Origin of the sequence: Paracoccus sp. UBA5162 (assembly GCF_002413585.1) — a bacterium.
GTDB lineage: Bacteria > Pseudomonadota > Alphaproteobacteria > Rhodobacterales > Rhodobacteraceae > Paracoccus.
In genome coordinates, this window is the sequence record NZ_DHXG01000034.1 from 1539 (window position 1) to 17177 (window position 15639).

The following is a 15639-nucleotide window of genomic DNA, read 5'->3' on the forward strand; positions in this document are numbered from 1 at the left end:
CTGGCCAACGAGCTGAAGGCCGAACATGGCAAGCGCATCTTTCTGGACATGAAGCTGTTCGACATCGGCGCCACGATCGAGGCCGCCGTGCGCGGGCTGGCGCAGTTCGATCTGGATTTCCTGACCGTCCACGGCGACCCGCATGTCATCCGCGCGGCCAAGGAAGGCGCGGGCGGATCGAACATGAAGATCCTGGGCGTGACCATCCTGACCTCGCTGGAACGTGCCGATCTGGATGCCGGGATGATCCGTCCAGGCGATCTGGCCCAGATTACCGTGGAACGTGCCGCCCGCGCCTTCGAGGCCGGCGCCGACGGCATCATCTGTTCCCCGCGCGAGGCGGCGGCGATCCGGGCGCTGCCCGGTTCGGGGCTGATCGTGACGCCCGGGGTGCGCCCGGCAGGTGGCGATCCGGGCGACCAGAGACGGGTCGAGACGCCGGCCACCGCCATTGCGGCGGGCGCCGATCACATCGTCGTCGGCCGACCGGTCTGGAAAGCCGCCAATCCCCGCGCCGCCGCCGAAGCCATCCTTACAGAGATCTCATCGCCGCAGGCGCAACGTCCGGCGCAATGAGAAAACACGCAACACGTTGACCCAAGGCTAAGCGCGCGGCAGATTCCGCCCTTTCCAGGCGGAGGCGATCATGGGCGACAAACAGGGTATCATCCAGAAGGCCGAGAACGATCTGGTCCTGTCCTTCCTGGCGGTGCGCCGCGCCATCGGTCTGCTGGGCTTCTTCCTTCCGGTGGTGCTGATCCTGTGGGGGCTGGCGGCGCCCGCGGGACTCTTTCGCAGCATTTCGGCGGCCTATTATTCGCCCATGCGCGAGATTTTCGTGGGCACGCTGATCGCCCAGGCGGTGTTTCTGTGGAGCTACGAGGGCTATCGCCCCCGCGGGTCCGAGATCGTCAGCGACAAGGCGACGGCGCGGGTGGCGGCCGTCTCGGCCGCGCTGATCGCGCTGGCGCCGACCAGCCCACAGGGCTTGGGCATCGCGCCCGATTCCCTGCCCGATTGCACGCTTCTGCAATGCCGGCTGGGGGTCGGGCTGACGGGCGGAATCCATCTGGTTGCGGCGGCGCTGTATTTCGCGGCGCTGGCGGTCACCTGCCTCGTGCTTTTCCGGCGCGGCGCGGCAGACAGCATGGAAAAACGCGCGTCGAACCGCATCTATCTGATCTGCGGCTGGCTGATCGTGATCGGCATCGGCCTGATCGGCGTTCTGTTCGCCACAGGCTGGGATGCCCGGCTGGCGGCGCTGCGCCCGGTCTTCTGGCTGGAAACGCTGGCCACCTTCGCCTTCGCGACAAGCTGGCTGGTCAAGGGCGACGCCCTGCGCCCGCTGGTCCGGGGCGTCGCCGCGCTGCGCTGATCATTCGGGGGCGGGCATCGCGGCCAGGAACCGCTTGACCAGCAATGCCGAATTTTCCGAGGCCAGCGACATGAAGATGCCCATCTCGTTGGCGCCTTCGCCGCCTCCGGCCAGATCGGACAGCGACCGGAAGGCGATGAAGGGCACCTGATTGGCCCAGGCGACCTGCGCCACGGCCGCCGATTCCATGTCCACCACCTGCGCGTCGAAGGTTTCAAAGATCCATTCGCGCAGGCCCGCATTGTCCACAAAGGCCGAACCCGAGACGCCGTTCCCGCCGACGCGGATCTGCGGCGTCCTGTCCAGACAGGCATTCTCGGCGTTGCAATCGGCCAGTTCGGTGCTGTCGGCAACACCGCGCGCTGTCTGCAAGAGAATTTCGTCCACCGGAAACCAGAACCGGCTTTCAGGCTGACCCCGGTCCGAGGCGACCGTGGTCTCGCTGGTAAAGATCATGCCGTAATTCGGAAACGGCGAATCCAGAAACGGCGGAATCGCAAAGCCTCCATCCGTCTCGCGCGCCATGATGCTTTCCAGATAGGATCCCCACTGGCCGGCCACCACCACATCGCCGATATTCAGCGACGGATCGACCCCGCCCGCGATTCCGGAAAAGACGATGGCGTCGATCTGGAACCGGTCCAGCGCCAGTTGCGTCGTCATCGCCGCATTGACCATCGACACGCCCGACAGGAACAGCACGACCGGCTGGCCCGACAGCGTGCCGGTGACGAATTCGGTGCCGTTGACGATCTGTGTCTCGGCGCCTTCCAGATCGGCCTGGAGACTGACCCACTCCGGCGGAAAGGCGGACATCACGGCGATGCGGCCGGTCCCGGCCAGGGCGGGCAGAGGCAGGGCAAGAAGTGCCGCGAGGCTCAGGCGGGACAGCGTCATGGATTCTCCTTCGCGATGTCTGGCCCCCGTCATAGACCGATCCGGCGGCTCGGGCCAGCGCGGCGCGACTGTCGCGGCGTCACGGTTGCCGCCTGCCCGGGGTCGCGCCATCCTTGCCCAAATTCACGGAGGAACCCATGCTGCCACCGATCCTGCAGAACCTGCGCATTCCCGTCGTCGCAGCGCCGATGTTCATCGTCTCGGGACCGGACCTGGTCATCGCGCAGTGCAAGGCCGGGATCGTCGGCAGCTTTCCGGCCCTGAACGCGCGAGAGAAGGATGGCCAGCCCGCGCTGCTGGACGCCTGGCTGACCCGCATATCCGAGGAACTGGACCGCCATAACCAGGCCAATCCCGACCGCCCCGCAGCGCCGTTTGCGGTGAACCAGATCGTCCATCGCAGCAATGCGCGGCTGGAACGCGACATCGAGATCTGCCACCGCCACAAGGTGCCGATCTGGATCACCTCGCTGGGCGCGCGACCCGAGGTGAACGCCGCTGCCCATGATTGCGGCGGCATCGCGCTGCATGACGTGATCAACGACAGATTCGCGCGCAAGGCCATCGACAAGGGCGCGGACGGGCTGATCGCCGTCGCGGCGGGGGCGGGCGGTCATGCCGGGTTGCAATCGCCTTTCGCGCTGGTGCAGGAAATCCGCGACTGGTTCGACGGACCGCTGCTGCTGTCGGGGGCGATCGCGACCGGCCGGGCGGTTCTGTCGGCGCAGGCGATGGGCGCCGATCTGGCCTATATCGGCAGCCCCTTCATCGCCACCGACGAGGCCAATGCCCCGCCCGAATACAAGCGGATGATCGTCGAAAGCAACGCGATGGACATCGTGACCTCGTCGCTGTTCACCGGCGTTTCGGGGAATTACCTGGCCCCCTCGATCCGCGCCGCGGGACTTGATCCCGACAATCTGGGCAGCGCCGATGCGAGGGCGATGAATTTCGGCGACAATGCCGCCAAGGCCAAGGCATGGAGCCAGATCTGGGGATCGGGCCAGGGCATCGGCGCCGTGCGCGACGTCCTGCCGGCCGGCCAGCGCATCGAGATGCTGGCCCGCGACCATGCCGAGGCAAAGCGCATGCTCTGCGCCGCGTGACCTTTGCGGACCGCCCGGTCCACCCCATATAGGGGACCGAACAGGATTCGCGGAGGACCGACGTGGAATATCGCAAATCGCAGGATGCGATCGACCGGCTGAACCCGGAACAGTTCCGGGTGACCCAGAAAAACGGCACCGAACGCGCCTTTACCGGCGAATATGACCATCATTTCGAACCCGGCATCTATGTCGATGTCGTCACGGGCGAGCCGCTTTTCGCCTCGGCCGCGAAATACAATTCCGGCTGCGGCTGGCCCGCTTTCACCAAACCCATCGACGCGAATGTCACCGAACATCGCGACGTGACCTTCGGCATGGAACGGGTCGAGGTCCGGTCGAAACACGGCGACAGCCATCTGGGACATGTCTTTCCCGACGGCCCGCGCGAGTCCGGGGGCCTGCGCTATTGCATCAATTCGGCCGCCCTGCGCTTTGTGCCCAGGGACCGGATGGAGGCCGAGGGTTATGGCGCCTACCTTGATCAGGCAGAGGAGGCCTGAGATGACCGAGCGCGCGACACTGGCGGGTGGCTGTTTCTGGGGCATGCAGGATCTGATCCGGCGCCTGCCGGGCGTGATCAGCACCCGCACGGGCTATACCGGCGGCGAGGTTCCGAACGCGACCTATCGCAACCACGGCAATCATGCCGAGGCGATCGAGATCGATTTCGACCCCGAGATCATCAGCTATCGCCGGCTGCTGGAATTCTTCTTCCAGATCCACGATCCGACCACGCCGAACCGGCAGGGCAACGATATCGGCCCCAGCTATCGCTCGGCGATCTACTACGCGGATGCGGTCCAGAAGCGCGAGGCCGAGGACACGATCGCCGATGTCGAGGCCTCGGGTCTGTGGCCGGGCAAGGTCGTGACGGAAATCGAACCGGTCGGGGATTTCTGGCAGGCCGAGCCCGAACATCAGGATTATCTGGAACGCTTTCCCAACGGCTATACCTGCCATTTCCCGCGCCCGAACTGGGTGCTGCCGAGACGAAGCGCCGCCGAATAGGCGGCGCGATTTGACGGTCGCGGCGTGCCGCAAGGGCGTCTTTGCAGAATTGGCCGCGAAACCGGCAGGCAGGGCGTCGCGAAGACAAGCTTCGCGGCGCTGTTTTTTGCGTCCCGCGATGGCGCCGCCGTCGGGGCGCTGTGCCTGCCGCCAGGTCGCACGGCGGCGCGCGCAGACCCGTTCGCGGGCAAGGGCAGGCATCAATCCCGCGGCGGCCTGACCCGGAACACCGCGCAATAGAGCGCCGGCACGAAGACCAGCGTCACCAGCGTGCCGGCGATGATGCCGCCCATCATCGCATAGGCCATCGGTCCCCAGAACACCTGTCGCGCAATCGGAATGAGCGCCAGCGACGCCGCCGCCGCCGTCAGCAGGATCGGCCGGGCGCGGCTGTCCGAGGCCTCGAACACCGCATCCCATTGCGAGCGGCCGCGATGCAGCAATTCCTGGATTTCGTGGACCAGGATCACCGAGTTGCGGATCAGGATGCCGACCAGCGCCAGGATCCCCAGGATCGCCACGAAACCCATCGGCACCCGGAACGGCACCAGCACCGCAACCACCCCGATCAGACCCAAGGGTGCCGCCGCGAAGACGATCAGCGAAAGCCGGAAGCTTTGCATCTGCATCATCACCAGCACCGCGATGATCAGCAGCATGACCGGCACCACCGCGGCGATGGGCGCCTGACTGTCGCCCGAGCTTTCGACGGTTCCGCCGACGGCGATGTCGATTGTTGGCGGCAGGCCGGCCGCGTAATCCGCGATCCGGCCGGCCAGGGCCTCGACCAGGGTCGCGGGCTGATCCTTGCCGTTGATCGCCGCCTTGACGGTGATCGTTGGCAGGCCGTTGCGCTGCTGGATCAGCGGCTGTTCGGTGTCGAAATCAAGACTGACCAGGGCCGTAAGCGGCAGGTTCCGGCCGGTGCCGTTCAGCAATTGCAGATTGCGGATCGAATTGATGGAATTGCGGTCGGCTTCGTTTCCGCGCGCGATCACATCGACGAGGAAGATCCCGTCGCGCAACTGGGTGACGGTCTTGCCGGAAAACACCGCCGACAGCGACGAGGAAATATCCTGACTGGTCACGCCCAGACGCCGCGCCTGTTCCTGATCGACCTCCAGCCGGACGACCCGCGCAGGCTCGTTCCAGTCCAGCGCGATATCGCGCAGGCGCGGCTCGGTCGCCATCACGGTGGCCAGCCCACGCGCGGCATCGCGCACCGAATCGACATCGGCACCGCTGACGCGATATTGCACCGGCTTGCCGACCGGCGGCCCGATTTCGAGGTTCTTCACATAGATGTCGACACCGGCGAATTCCTCGGCGGCCAGCCGGTTCAGCCGCGCCTTGACCCGGTCGCGGGCGGCCAGGTCGGGGGTCTGGATCACGATCTGGCCCATATGCGGTCCCGGCGTCGGCACGTCCATCGACAGCACGAAACGCGGCGCCCCCCGGCCGATGTAAGAGGTCCAGAACGACACGTCCTGATCGCCTTCCAGCGTCGCTTCCAGCCGGTCCATGTCGGCGATGGTCTTGGTGATCGAGGCGTTCTGGCGTTCGGTCACGTCCACCAGAACCTCGGTCCGGTCCGAGGTCGGAAAGAATTGCTGCTCGACGAAGCGCATTCCGAAGACCGATACCGCGAACAGCGCCAGCGTGATCGCGATGGTCAGCCAGCGGAACCGCATCGCCAGCCGCAACAGCACGTGAAAGCCGCGCCGCAGCCGACCGGGCCGGGCGTCGTGGCGGGCGATCCGGGTGGTCAGGAAGGTGACGCCCAGAAGCGGCGCGAACAGCACCGCCACGATCCACGAGACGACCAGCGACACCGCGATCACCACGAACAGCGAGAAGGTAAACTCGCCGGCGGCTGAATCGTTCAGTCCTATGGGAATGAAACCGGCCACCGTCACCAGCGTCCCGGTCAGCATCGGAAAGGCGATCGACGTCCAGGCATAGCTTGCCGCCTTTTCCAGCGATTCTCCGATTTCCAGCCGCGAGATCATCGTTTCGATGGCGATCATGGCATCGTCCACCAGCAGGCCAAGCGCGATGATCAGCGCGCCCAGCGAAATCCGCTGAAGCGTGATTCCATAAATCTCCAGGATCACGAAGGTGATTGCCAGAACCAGCGGGATCGTCATCGTCACGACGAAACCGGCACGGAAGCCCAGGCTGATGAAACTGACGATCAGAACGATGAACACCGCTTCGGCCAGGGCCTTGACGAAGTGACCGACCGCCTGGTCGACGACCAGGGGCTGGTCGGCGACCTTGGCCATCTCGATTCCGATCGGCAGGTCGGCCGCGACGCGATCCATCAGCGCATCCAGCTCCTTGCCGAATTCAAGGATGTTCTGGCCCTCGCGCATCCCGATCTGCAAGCCGATGGCGGGCTTGCCACGATAGCGGAACAGGGTCCGGGGCGGGTCCTCGTAGCCCCGCGTCACCGTCGCCACATCGGCGACGTTGAAGAACCGCTCGCCCACGCGCAGGTTCACCGCACCGATCGCCGAGGCGTCGTCGAACTGCCCGCCCACGCGGACCAGCACCCGCTCGGGCCCGGCCTCGATCACGCCCGAGGGCACGATGGCGTTCTGCGTGGCCAGAGAATTCAGCACCTGCTGCTGGCTCAGGCCCATCGCGGCCAGCCGCGCGGTCGAGAATTCCAGAAAGATCTGTTCGTCCTGCTCGCCCAGAAGATCGACCTTGCCCGAGGCATCCAGCGCGGCGACCTGCCTGCGGATCGCCTCGACCCGGTCGCGCATCTCGCGCGGGCTGAAACCGTCGGCGGTAAAGGCATAGATGTTGCCATAGACATCGCCGAAATCGTCGTTGAACTGGAACCCCGCGAATTCATCGGGAAAATCGGCGCGGATATCGGACATCATCCGCCGCACCTGCTGCCAGATTTCGGGAACGGCGGGTCCGCGCGTCGTCGGCAGCAGTTCCACATAGACGACCGATTGTCCCGGCGTCGTGACCGAGCGGGTAAAATCCAGCGCGTCCAGTTCCTCCAGCTTCTTCTCGATCCGCGCGGTGACCTGATCGCGCGTCTCCTCGATCGAGGCGCCGGGCAGGGCGGCCCCGACCACCATGGTCTTGATGGTGAAATTCGGATCTTCCTCGCGACCCAGGGCAAGATAGCTGAGCGTGCCCGCCAGCATGGAAACGATCAGCAGGAACCAGACGAAGCTGCGGTGATGCAGCGCCCAGTCGGACAGATTGAAGCGGTTCACGGATCGACCCTCCGCCCCACGGCCTGACCATCGCTCAGCGACCGCACGCCGCGGATCACGATTTCATCGCCAAGAGTCAGACCGCCGGTGACCAGCACCCGCCCCATCAGCGTGGCGCCGGTCCCGATCGCCACCGCCTCGACGCGACCGGGCCCGGACGGGCCCTTCCCATCCTCGCGGATCACGCGCCAGACATGGGGACTGGCGTCGCGGTCGAAGACGGCCTGTTCGGGGATGGTCAGCGCCGGATCGCGCGCGCTGCCCAGCCGCGCCCGGATCAGCGCGCCCAGCCGCAGCGTCGTGTCCGGCGGCAGCGTCAGATACAGCCTGCGCGTTCGCGTCGCGGTATCGGCCAGCGGGTCGATGCGGTTCAGGATCGCCGGCACCTCGCTGCCGGGATCGCCGCGCTGCCAGATGGTGAAGACGGCATCGGGCGGCAACCCGGCCAGCGCCGGTTCCGGCAGGTCGATGACCGCCTCTCGTTCGTCTTCGGCCGAAAGCCTCAGGATCGGCTTGCCGGCATTGACCACCGCGCCCTGGGTTTCGAAAACGGCGCTGACCACGCCGTCGAAGGGCGCTTTCATGGTCGCGTAGCCTTCGGTATTCTCGGCCTGCGCCAGTTCCGAGCGGGCCTGTTCGACGGCCGCGCCCGCGGCGGCGGCGGCGCGTTCGGCCTGTTCAAGCTGCGCCGCCGAGGCGACGTTGCGCCGGGCCAGCGCACGGGTCCGGTCCAGCGTTGTCAGGGCCGTCCGCTGCTGCACCTCGGCGGCATCCAGCTGCGCCCGCGCGGCGCGGGTATTGGCGGCCAGATCCTCGGTCGCAAGCTCGGCCAGAATCTCGCCCTTGCGGACCCGGTCGCCCAGATCGACGCGACGGGCCGTCATGCGGCCCAGCGTCTGGAAGGCCATGTCGACCTGATTGCGCGAGGCGATCACGCCGGGCACCCAGCGCGATGATTCGCCGCTGTCCTCGACGATTTCGGTGACGACCGGACGCGGGGCCGCGGGTTCGCTGACCGCCTTGCCAAAGGCCAGCCAGCCCGGCAGTTGCAAGGCCTGAAGCGGACCGGCCGTCATCAGCAGCACCGCCAGAATCGTGGCGGCGTGCCTCATCGGACGACCTCGGCCGCCATGACCGCCCGGCCGGGATACAGCAATTGCGATCCCGCGCCGACGACCACCTGCCCCGGCGTCAGCCCGTCCGCGACATAGACCGCCCGGTCGGTGAAGCTGCCGATGGTGACATCGGTCAGGGCGACGCGGCCGTCCTGACCCACCACCCAGACGGCGGCGCCGCCATTGTCGCGCATCAGCGCGGTCCAGGGGACGACGATGCCTGCGGCCCCCTCGATCGTCAGGTCGCCGCGCACCGCCGCGCCCAGCAGCGCGGTCTCGCCCGGCATGTCCTCGATCCGGGCGCGCAGGGTGACGGTGCCCGAGGCCGGATCGACCAGCGGCGCGATCTCGCTGACGATGCCGGTCATGGCCGGACGTTCGACATCCAGCGCGCGCAGGCGCACCGGTCGGCCCATGGCCTCGCGCAACATCGGTTGATCCGCGACGCCGAATACCGCTTCCATCCCGTCCAGCGCGGCCAGAGACAGGACCGGCTGCGCCACGCCGACGATCTGCCCCGGAGCCAGGTCGCGTTGGGTCACGACGGCATCGTCCGGCGCCAGAAGCTGCGTATCCTCGACCGCCCGGCGCGCCTGCTCGACCCGGCTTTGCGCGCTTTCGACCATTCCTTCCGCCTCGGACAGGGCCTGCACCGCCGAATCGCGCGCCGCACGGGTGCCGACACCGCGCGACAGCATGGCCGCCGCACGGTCGCTGGCCTGTTGCGCCTGCGCGCGCCCGGCCTCGGCCGAGGCCAGGCCAGCCTGGGCCAGTTTCAGCGCCTGATCCTGCTGCGCCGAATCAAGCCGCGCCAGAACCTCTCCCCTGGTCACGCGGTCACCCTCGCGCACCAGGACCTCGACCACGCGCCCGGCCTGACGAAAACCCAGATCGACACTGTTTCGCGCCTCGATCGTGCCCGACAGGCGCATGTCCAGCATCAGCGTCTGTTCTTCTGCCGTGACGAATTCGACCCGCAAGGCCGGATCCTCGGCGATGGCCGGCTGGGCTGACAGGATTATTCCCATAAGCGGCAGATATCGCGATGAAATCATTCTTGTCACCAGAAATGTGCCCGCCTTTTGCGTGATCGTCGCGCGACCTCGGGAAGTTCGTCTCAGGTGACGGCAGCTTTTCTCATGAACTGCGCCTTTTTCCAGCCTTCATCGCGCAGGATCCGGGCTAACGTTGCGGCAGCGCGCGACACGTCGTCGCGATCGTTGTAGAGCGGCGCGAAACCGAAGCGCATCACGTCCGGCGCGCGAAAATCCCCGATCACCCCTTCGGCGATCAGCGCCTGCATCACCGCATGGCCCTGGCGATGCCGGAACCCGACCTGAGAGCCGCGCCGTTCCGGGTCGCGCGGGGAATTCAGCAGCAGATCGGGGCAACTTGCCTCGACCTCGGCGATGAAGGCCCCGGTCAGATCGACCGATTTCGCGCGCAGATGGTCCATCGAAACCTCGTCCCAGACATCCAGCGCCGCCTCCAGCGCGGCCATCGCGATGACCGGCGGCGTGCCGACCCGCATCCGCTCGATCCCCGGGGCGGGGGCGTAGTCGGGCGTGAAGGCAAAGGGCGCCTCGTGCCCCATCCAGCCCTGCAGGATCGGCCGCGCGACATCTGCATGGCGCGGGTTGACCCAGATGAAGGCCGGAGCGCCCGGCCCGCCATTCAGATACTTGTAGGTGCAGCCCACGGCGAAATCCGCCTCTGAGGCGGTCAGGTCCACATCGACCGCGCCGGCGGAATGGGCCAGATCCCAGATCGTCAGCGCCCCGGCCCGATGCGCCCGCGCCGTCAGCGCCGCCATGTCGTGCCGGCGCCCCGTGCGGTAATCGACCTCGGTCAGCATCAGCACCGCCAGGTCGTCGCCGATCGCATCGGCCACGCTCTTGGGCGCGACCACGCGCAACCTGGCACCCATCGCGGTGGCCAGGCCCTGCGCGACATACAGATCGGACGGAAAATTGCCGCTGTCGGACAGGATCACCCGCTGTTCGGGCCGCAGGGCCAGGGCCGCGCTCAGCGCCTGAAACACCTTGATCGACAGCGTGTCACCCATCACCACCTCGCCCGGCCCGGCGCCGATCAGCCGCGCGATCCGGTTCCCGACGCGTTGGGGCTGTTCATACCAGCCCGCCTTGTTCCAGCCCGTGATCAGCATGTCCGACCATTCATCGGCCATCATCGCCGCCACCCGCTGCTGCGCCGCCCGCGGCATCGGCCCCAGCGAATTGCCGTCCAGATAGGTCACACCGGAGGGCAGGTGGAAGGCGCGTTTCGTTCGGCTGAAATCGGTCATGCGCGTCTCCCTGCTCTTGACCCAAGGCTACCAGCCGCGTGACCTGCGCGGAAGAGGAGCACCGCCATGCTGTATCGGATCACCGACTGGGACGACGCCTACGCCAATGCCCGCCATATTCCCGACGGCGAGGCATGGCCCGCCCGCTGGGCCGAGGCGGCGGCAGCCTTCCGCCAACGCCACATGCCGCAGCCCCTTGGCCAGGGGCATCTGTTCAGGCCGGACGGGGATGTGCAAGGACTGGTGGTCTTCGTTCATGGCGGCTACTGGATGCGGTTCGACCCTTCCTTGTGGTCGCATCTGGCGGCGGGTCCGCTGGCCCATGGCTGGGCGGTCGCCCTGCCCGCCTATACCTTGGCCCCAGCCGCCCGCATCCCCGGGATCACGCAAGAGGTCGCCCGAACGATCGCCCAGGCCGCCGCCGCGATCGCGGGCCCGATCGCGCTGACCGGCCATTCCGCCGGCGGCCATCTTGCCGCGCGGATGATCTGCGACGACGGCACCCTGCCCGCGCCGCTGGCCGCGCGCGTCTCGGCCTGTGTGCCGATCTCGGGGCTGTTTGACCTGCGCCCGCTGATGCGCACCAGGTTGAACGACACGTTGCGGCTCGACCCGGCCGAGGCCGCCGCCGAAAGCCCGGCCTTGCTGACGCCCCGCGCGGATATCCCGGTCACGGCCTGGGTTGGCGGCGCCGAACGGCCGGAATTCCTACGCCAGGCGCGCCTTCTGGCCGATATCTGGGCGGGCCTGGGGGCGGCCACGCAATGCGTGATCGCGCCCGGCCGTCACCATTTCGATGTGATGGAATCGCTGGCATGCCCCGACAGCGCGATGACGCGGGCGCTGCTCAGCCGTTGAAACTCGCAGGATCGGGGCCAGTTCGCCGCCCCGTGTCCAGGGCATCGATGGCGGCCATGTCATCATCGGACAGCGTGACCTGCAAGGCGCCGAAATTCCCGCGCTGGCGACCCGGATCCTGCGATTTCGGAATCGCCGACAGACCATGCGCCAAATGCCACGCCAGCACCACCTGCGCCGGCGTGGCCTGCAGCCGTTCCGCGATCCGCCTGATCGGCGCGGCGGCCAGATCCTCGCCGCGGCCCAGCGGTGCCCAGGACTGCGTCACGATCCCCAGACGCCGGTTCTCGGCCCGAAGGTCGGCCTGGTTGAAGCCGGGATGCAACTCGATCTGATTCAGCGCCGGGGCCACGCCGGTCTCGTCGATCAGCCGGATCAGGTGCGGCGGCAGGAAATTGGCGACCCCGATCGACCTGACCCGCCCGGCATCGCGCAATTCGATCAGCGTCTTCCAGGTTTCGACATAGAGCCCGCGGTCCGGACAGGGCCAGTGGATCAGATACAGATCCAGATGATCGAGGCCCAGCCGCTGCATCGTCGCATCGAACGCCCGCAGGGTCCGGTCCCGCCCCTGTTGGTCGTTCCACAATTTCGAGGTCACGAAAACCTCGTCGCGCGGCAGGCCGGACGCGCGCACCGCCTGCCCCATCCCCGCCTCGTTGCCATACATCGCCGCCCCGTCGATCAGCCGGTAGCCGGTTCGCAGCGCCTCGCCCACCGCCTCGGCAGTCCGGCCTTCCGGCATCTGCCAGACACCCAGGCCAAGCTGCGGCATCGGGCGGTGATCGTTCAGGGTCAGAATGGGTTGGGTCATGTCTACACTCCTTTGGCAGCGGGTGAACGCGGCCGGGGCGCGGCCCGTTTCACCGGCCGCTGAAATCCGCCACCACCGCTCCGGTGATTGCCAACAGACGATCGGGCGCGATGGCGAAGATGTGGCGCGGCGTGCCCGCCGCGGCCCAGACCCGGTCGAAATCCGACAGGCGCGGATCGAAATAGGCTGTGACCGGCTTCAGATGCCCCAGCGGAGCCACCCCGCCGATCGCGAACCCGGTCTCGGCCCGAATCAGCGCCGCATCCGCCTTGCCCAGGGCCTGCCCGGCGACCGCGGCCGCCCGGGCCGGATCGACCCGGTTGCCGCCCGCCGTCAAAAATAGCACGACATGACCGCTCTCCTCGCCGCGAAAGATGACCGATTTCGCGATCTGGTCGATACCGCAGCCCGCCGCCCGCGCCGCCTCGGCCGCGGTGCGGGTAGATTCGCCCATTTCGACGATCTCGACCGGCGCGCCCGCCGCCACCAGCGCGGCGCGCACGCGGTTCAGGCTCTTGCTCACGCCGCCCTCCGCTTCTCTGTTGTCCAAATACCCACAACCGCGCCGCCGGGGAACCCGGCCCGAGAAGGCGCGTTCGGCCACACCTATCCACGAGCGCCCGGCATGGACCAGCCCGTCACCCCCTTTGACCTGCAACGCATGTTCCTGGGCGAACAGCCGCTGCTGTTCTATGCCGAAATCCTTGTGCGGACGCTGATCATCTATGCCTATACGCTGGTCATGATCCGCTGGATCGGCGGGCGCGGCGTGGCGCAATTGTCGATGGTGGAATTCGTCCTGGTCATCGCTCTCGGCTCCGCGGTGGGCGATGCGATGTTCTACCCCGATGTGCCGTTGCTGGCGGCGATGCTGGTGATCACCGGCGTCATCGGCATGAACAAGGTTCTGGACCTGCTGATCCTGCGATCCGACAGCGCCAAGCACATGATCGACGGCCGCGCGGTGGCGCTGGTCCATGACGGGCGCCTGCTGCCCGAGGGGATGGATGCCTGCGACATGGGCTCGGCCGAAATCAAGGCCCTGCTGCGCCAGAACGGCGTGCGCAATCTGGGTGCGGTCGAACATGCCTATCTCGAAAGCAGCGGCGGGCTGTCGGTATTTCGCTTTCCGTCACCGCGCCCCGGCCTGTCGCTGGTGCCGCCCCATTCCGTGGTCCCCGACCAGCCCGGCGCCGCGCCGCTGACCGATCCGGCCCTTGCGCCGGGCGGCCTGACATGCTGTGCCAGATGCGGCGCGATCGAGGCGGCGCATGTCGCCCTGCCCGACGGCAGATGCGGCCATTGCGGCGGCAAGGTCTGGGTTGCGCCGGAGACGCCAATGGCAGGGACCGAGCGATCATGAATGTCTATACGCTGCTGGTCGAGGTCGGACGCAGGACGGGCGACGGGTTGCCCGGCGGCAGCCGGGGCGCGGCGCTGGTCTGCTATGCCTCTGGCCGCAACGAGGACGAGGCCGTTCGCGAAACCGTGGCGATCCTGAAACAGGCCGGGATGGCGCCGCTGGACGTCACCGGCTATGGCACGCGCGAGGAAAGGCTGGCCGATGGTCACGAGATCGACGACGAGGAACGCGCGCTGATGGATCGCGCGCGCGACGAAAACGCGGTCATCATCGCCCAGGTGCAGCCCTTCTTCGACGAGGCCGGCGGATCGTCCGCCGATGACTGAGCCGATCAACCGCCCGTGTGGCGGTTGTGGCGCGGGCCGCGATGGCTTATTTGCGGGGGCGAAACCCAAAGGTGCCGCATGTCGCTGAACCCGATCCGCCCCTGGCGCAATATCGAGCGGCGGAAATCCCGCCAGATCATGGTCGGCAATGTCCCGGTCGGCGGCGACGCCCCGATCAGTGTCCAGACCATGACCAATACCGACGGCCGCGATGTCCGCGCGACGCTGGACCAGGTGATTCGCGCTGCCGATGCGGGGGCCGATATCGTCCGCATCAGCGCCCCCGATCAGGATACGACCCGCGCGCTGAAGGAAATCTGCCGCGAAAGCCCGGTGCCGATCGTGGCCGACATCCATTTCCACTACAAGCGCGCGATCGAGGCCGCCGAGGCCGGCGCCGCCTGCCTGCGCATCAATCCCGGCAATATCGGCAGCGCCGCGCGGGTGCGCGAGGTGATCCGCGCCGCCCGCGACCACGGCTGCTCGATCCGCATCGGCGTGAATGCCGGCAGCCTCGAAAAACACCTGCTGGAGAAATATGGCGAACCCTGCCCCGATGCGATGGTCGAATCCGGGCTCGATCACATCCGGATCCTGGAGGACAACGATTTTCACGACTTCAAGATCAGCGTGAAGGCCAGCGACGTGTTCCTGGCCGCCGCCGCCTATCAGCAACTGGCCGAGGCGACCGACGCGCCGATCCATCTGGGCATCACCGAGGCCGGCGGGCTGCGCGGCGGCACGGTGAAATCCGCGGTCGGGCTGGGCAACCTTCTCTGGGCCGGGATCGGCGACACGATCCGCGTCAGCCTGTCGGCCGATCCGGTCGAAGAGGTGAAGGTCGGGTTCGAGATCCTGAAATCGCTGGGGCTGCGGACGCGCGGCGTGCAGATCATTTCCTGCCCGTCCTGCGCGCGGCAGGGCTTCGATGTCATCAAGACGGTCGAGGCGCTGGAACAGCGGCTGGAACATATCAAGACGCCGATGAGCCTGTCGATCATCGGCTGCGTGGTGAACGGTCCCGGCGAGGCACTGATGACCGATCTGGGCTTTACCGGCGGCGGCGCGGGCAGCGGCATGATCTACATGGCCGGCCGCCAGAGCCACAAGATGTCGAACGAACAGATGATCGACCACATCGTCGATCTGGTCGAGAAACGCGCCGAGATGATCGAGGCCGAAAACGCCACGGCCGAGACAGCGGCGGAATAGCTTTCCGTCTCAGGG

16 protein-coding genes are annotated in these 15639 nt (G+C 67.2%); 9 read left to right on the forward strand and 7 right to left on the reverse strand.

Annotation, left to right across the window (positions count from 1 at the left end; genetic code table 11):
* Nucleotides 1–576: orotidine-5'-phosphate decarboxylase (gene pyrF, locus B4A72_RS04460; protein WP_292978147.1), on the forward strand; the 576-nt coding region annotated here is incomplete at its 5' end.
* A 70-nt stretch (nt 577–646) separates the two neighbouring features.
* Nucleotides 647–1375 carry a hypothetical protein gene (locus B4A72_RS04465; protein ID WP_292952938.1) on the forward strand — a complete coding sequence of 243 codons (729 nt, stop codon included), beginning with the start codon at nt 647–649 and terminating at the stop codon, nt 1373–1375.
* Here the strand turns inward: B4A72_RS04465 and B4A72_RS04470 are convergent, their stop codons facing one another.
* Nucleotides 1376–2272, reverse strand: coding sequence for a 5'-methylthioadenosine/S-adenosylhomocysteine nucleosidase (locus B4A72_RS04470; protein ID WP_292952941.1), 897 nt, complete (start codon nt 2270–2272; stop codon nt 1376–1378).
* A gap of 137 nt (nt 2273–2409) precedes the next feature.
* Between B4A72_RS04470 and B4A72_RS04475 the strand changes: the two genes are divergently transcribed.
* From B4A72_RS04475 to msrA, 3 genes are all read left to right on the forward strand, one after another.
* A complete protein-coding gene (locus tag B4A72_RS04475) occupies nt 2410–3378 on the forward strand; it encodes an NAD(P)H-dependent flavin oxidoreductase (RefSeq protein WP_292952944.1) in 969 nt (322 codons plus the stop codon).
* A 62-nt stretch (nt 3379–3440) separates the two neighbouring features.
* Entirely contained in the window at nt 3441–3881 is a 441-nt protein-coding gene (msrB, locus tag B4A72_RS04480) for a peptide-methionine (R)-S-oxide reductase MsrB (RefSeq protein WP_292952947.1), read from the forward strand.
* Between the two features lies 1 nt (nt 3882).
* Nucleotides 3883–4389: a peptide-methionine (S)-S-oxide reductase MsrA gene (gene msrA, locus B4A72_RS04485; RefSeq protein ID WP_292952950.1), complete on the forward strand. Its 507-nt coding sequence runs from the start codon at nt 3883–3885 to the stop codon at nt 4387–4389.
* A gap of 200 nt (nt 4390–4589) precedes the next feature.
* Here msrA and B4A72_RS04490 read toward each other — a convergent pair whose 3' ends face one another.
* The 4 genes from B4A72_RS04490 to kynU form a co-directional block, all read right to left on the reverse strand.
* Nucleotides 4590–7631, reverse strand: coding sequence for an efflux RND transporter permease subunit (locus tag B4A72_RS04490; RefSeq protein ID WP_292978148.1), 3042 nt, complete (start codon nt 7629–7631; stop codon nt 4590–4592).
* Nucleotides 7628–8743 carry an efflux RND transporter periplasmic adaptor subunit gene (locus B4A72_RS04495; RefSeq protein ID WP_292978149.1) on the reverse strand — a complete coding sequence of 372 codons (1116 nt, stop codon included), beginning with the start codon at nt 8741–8743 and terminating at the stop codon, nt 7628–7630. Before B4A72_RS04495 ends, B4A72_RS04490 begins: the two co-directional genes overlap by 4 nt.
* Nucleotides 8740–9801 carry an efflux RND transporter periplasmic adaptor subunit gene (locus tag B4A72_RS04500; RefSeq protein WP_292952959.1) on the reverse strand — a complete coding sequence of 354 codons (1062 nt, stop codon included), beginning with the start codon at nt 9799–9801 and terminating at the stop codon, nt 8740–8742. The genes B4A72_RS04495 and B4A72_RS04500 overlap by 4 nt, the downstream gene beginning before the upstream one ends.
* A gap of 62 nt (nt 9802–9863) precedes the next feature.
* Nucleotides 9864–11051, reverse strand: a complete 1188-nt coding sequence (kynU, locus tag B4A72_RS04505) for a kynureninase (RefSeq protein ID WP_292978150.1) — start codon at nt 11049–11051, stop codon at nt 9864–9866.
* Nucleotides 11052–11117: 66 nt separating this feature from the next.
* Between kynU and B4A72_RS04510 the strand changes: the two genes are divergently transcribed.
* Nucleotides 11118–11909 (forward strand): alpha/beta hydrolase, encoded by a 792-nt coding sequence (locus B4A72_RS04510; RefSeq protein ID WP_292978151.1) that lies wholly within the window; start codon nt 11118–11120, stop codon nt 11907–11909.
* Here the strand turns inward: B4A72_RS04510 and B4A72_RS04515 are convergent.
* Together B4A72_RS04515 and B4A72_RS04520 are read right to left on the reverse strand one after the other, a co-directional pair.
* Nucleotides 11899–12723 (reverse strand): aldo/keto reductase, encoded by an 825-nt coding sequence (locus tag B4A72_RS04515; protein ID WP_292952967.1) that lies wholly within the window; start codon nt 12721–12723, stop codon nt 11899–11901. The two genes, B4A72_RS04510 and B4A72_RS04515, sit on opposite strands and share 11 nt — an antisense overlap.
* Nucleotides 12724–12772: 49 nt before the next feature.
* Nucleotides 12773–13246: a YbaK/EbsC family protein gene (locus B4A72_RS04520; protein ID WP_292952969.1), complete on the reverse strand. Its 474-nt coding sequence runs from the start codon at nt 13244–13246 to the stop codon at nt 12773–12775.
* A gap of 102 nt (nt 13247–13348) precedes the next feature.
* Between B4A72_RS04520 and B4A72_RS04525 the strand changes: the two genes are divergently transcribed.
* The 3 genes from B4A72_RS04525 (at nt 13349) to ispG (ending at nt 15624) form a co-directional block, all read left to right on the forward strand.
* Nucleotides 13349–14086, forward strand: coding sequence for a DUF421 domain-containing protein (locus tag B4A72_RS04525; RefSeq protein WP_292952971.1), 738 nt, complete (start codon nt 13349–13351; stop codon nt 14084–14086).
* Complete coding sequence (locus B4A72_RS04530; protein ID WP_292952974.1) at nt 14083–14412, forward strand: hypothetical protein; 330 nt, start codon at nt 14083–14085, stop codon at nt 14410–14412. Before B4A72_RS04525 ends, B4A72_RS04530 begins: the two co-directional genes overlap by 4 nt.
* A gap of 78 nt (nt 14413–14490) precedes the next feature.
* Nucleotides 14491–15624 (forward strand): flavodoxin-dependent (E)-4-hydroxy-3-methylbut-2-enyl-diphosphate synthase, encoded by a 1134-nt coding sequence (gene ispG, locus B4A72_RS04535; RefSeq protein ID WP_292978152.1) that lies wholly within the window; start codon nt 14491–14493, stop codon nt 15622–15624.
* The last annotated feature ends 15 nt before the right edge of the window (nt 15625–15639 follow it).

Excerpts from the sequence above, each read along its gene's own strand:
- B4A72_RS04515 (WP_292952967.1), bottom strand. The coding sequence starts at position 12,723 with ATGACCCAACCCATTCTGACCCTGAACGATCACCGCCCGATGCCGCAG.
- kynU (WP_292978150.1), bottom strand. The coding sequence starts at position 11,051 with ATGACCGATTTCAGCCGAACGAAACGCGCCTTCCACCTGCCCTCCGGT.
- B4A72_RS04510 (WP_292978151.1), top strand. The coding sequence starts at position 11,118 with ATGCTGTATCGGATCACCGACTGGGACGACGCCTACGCCAATGCCCGC.
- B4A72_RS04530 (WP_292952974.1), top strand. The coding sequence starts at position 14,083 with ATGAATGTCTATACGCTGCTGGTCGAGGTCGGACGCAGGACGGGCGAC.
- B4A72_RS04495 (WP_292978149.1), bottom strand. The coding sequence starts at position 8,743 with ATGAGGCACGCCGCCACGATTCTGGCGGTGCTGCTGATGACGGCCGGT.
- ispG (WP_292978152.1), top strand. The coding sequence starts at position 14,491 with ATGTCGCTGAACCCGATCCGCCCCTGGCGCAATATCGAGCGGCGGAAA.
- B4A72_RS04470 (WP_292952941.1), bottom strand. The coding sequence starts at position 2,272 with ATGACGCTGTCCCGCCTGAGCCTCGCGGCACTTCTTGCCCTGCCTCTG.
- B4A72_RS04525 (WP_292952971.1), top strand. The coding sequence starts at position 13,349 with ATGGACCAGCCCGTCACCCCCTTTGACCTGCAACGCATGTTCCTGGGC.
- B4A72_RS04465 (WP_292952938.1), top strand. The coding sequence starts at position 647 with ATGGGCGACAAACAGGGTATCATCCAGAAGGCCGAGAACGATCTGGTC.
- B4A72_RS04500 (WP_292952959.1), bottom strand. The coding sequence starts at position 9,801 with ATGATTTCATCGCGATATCTGCCGCTTATGGGAATAATCCTGTCAGCC.
- B4A72_RS04475 (WP_292952944.1), top strand. The coding sequence starts at position 2,410 with ATGCTGCCACCGATCCTGCAGAACCTGCGCATTCCCGTCGTCGCAGCG.
- msrA (WP_292952950.1), top strand. The coding sequence starts at position 3,883 with ATGACCGAGCGCGCGACACTGGCGGGTGGCTGTTTCTGGGGCATGCAG.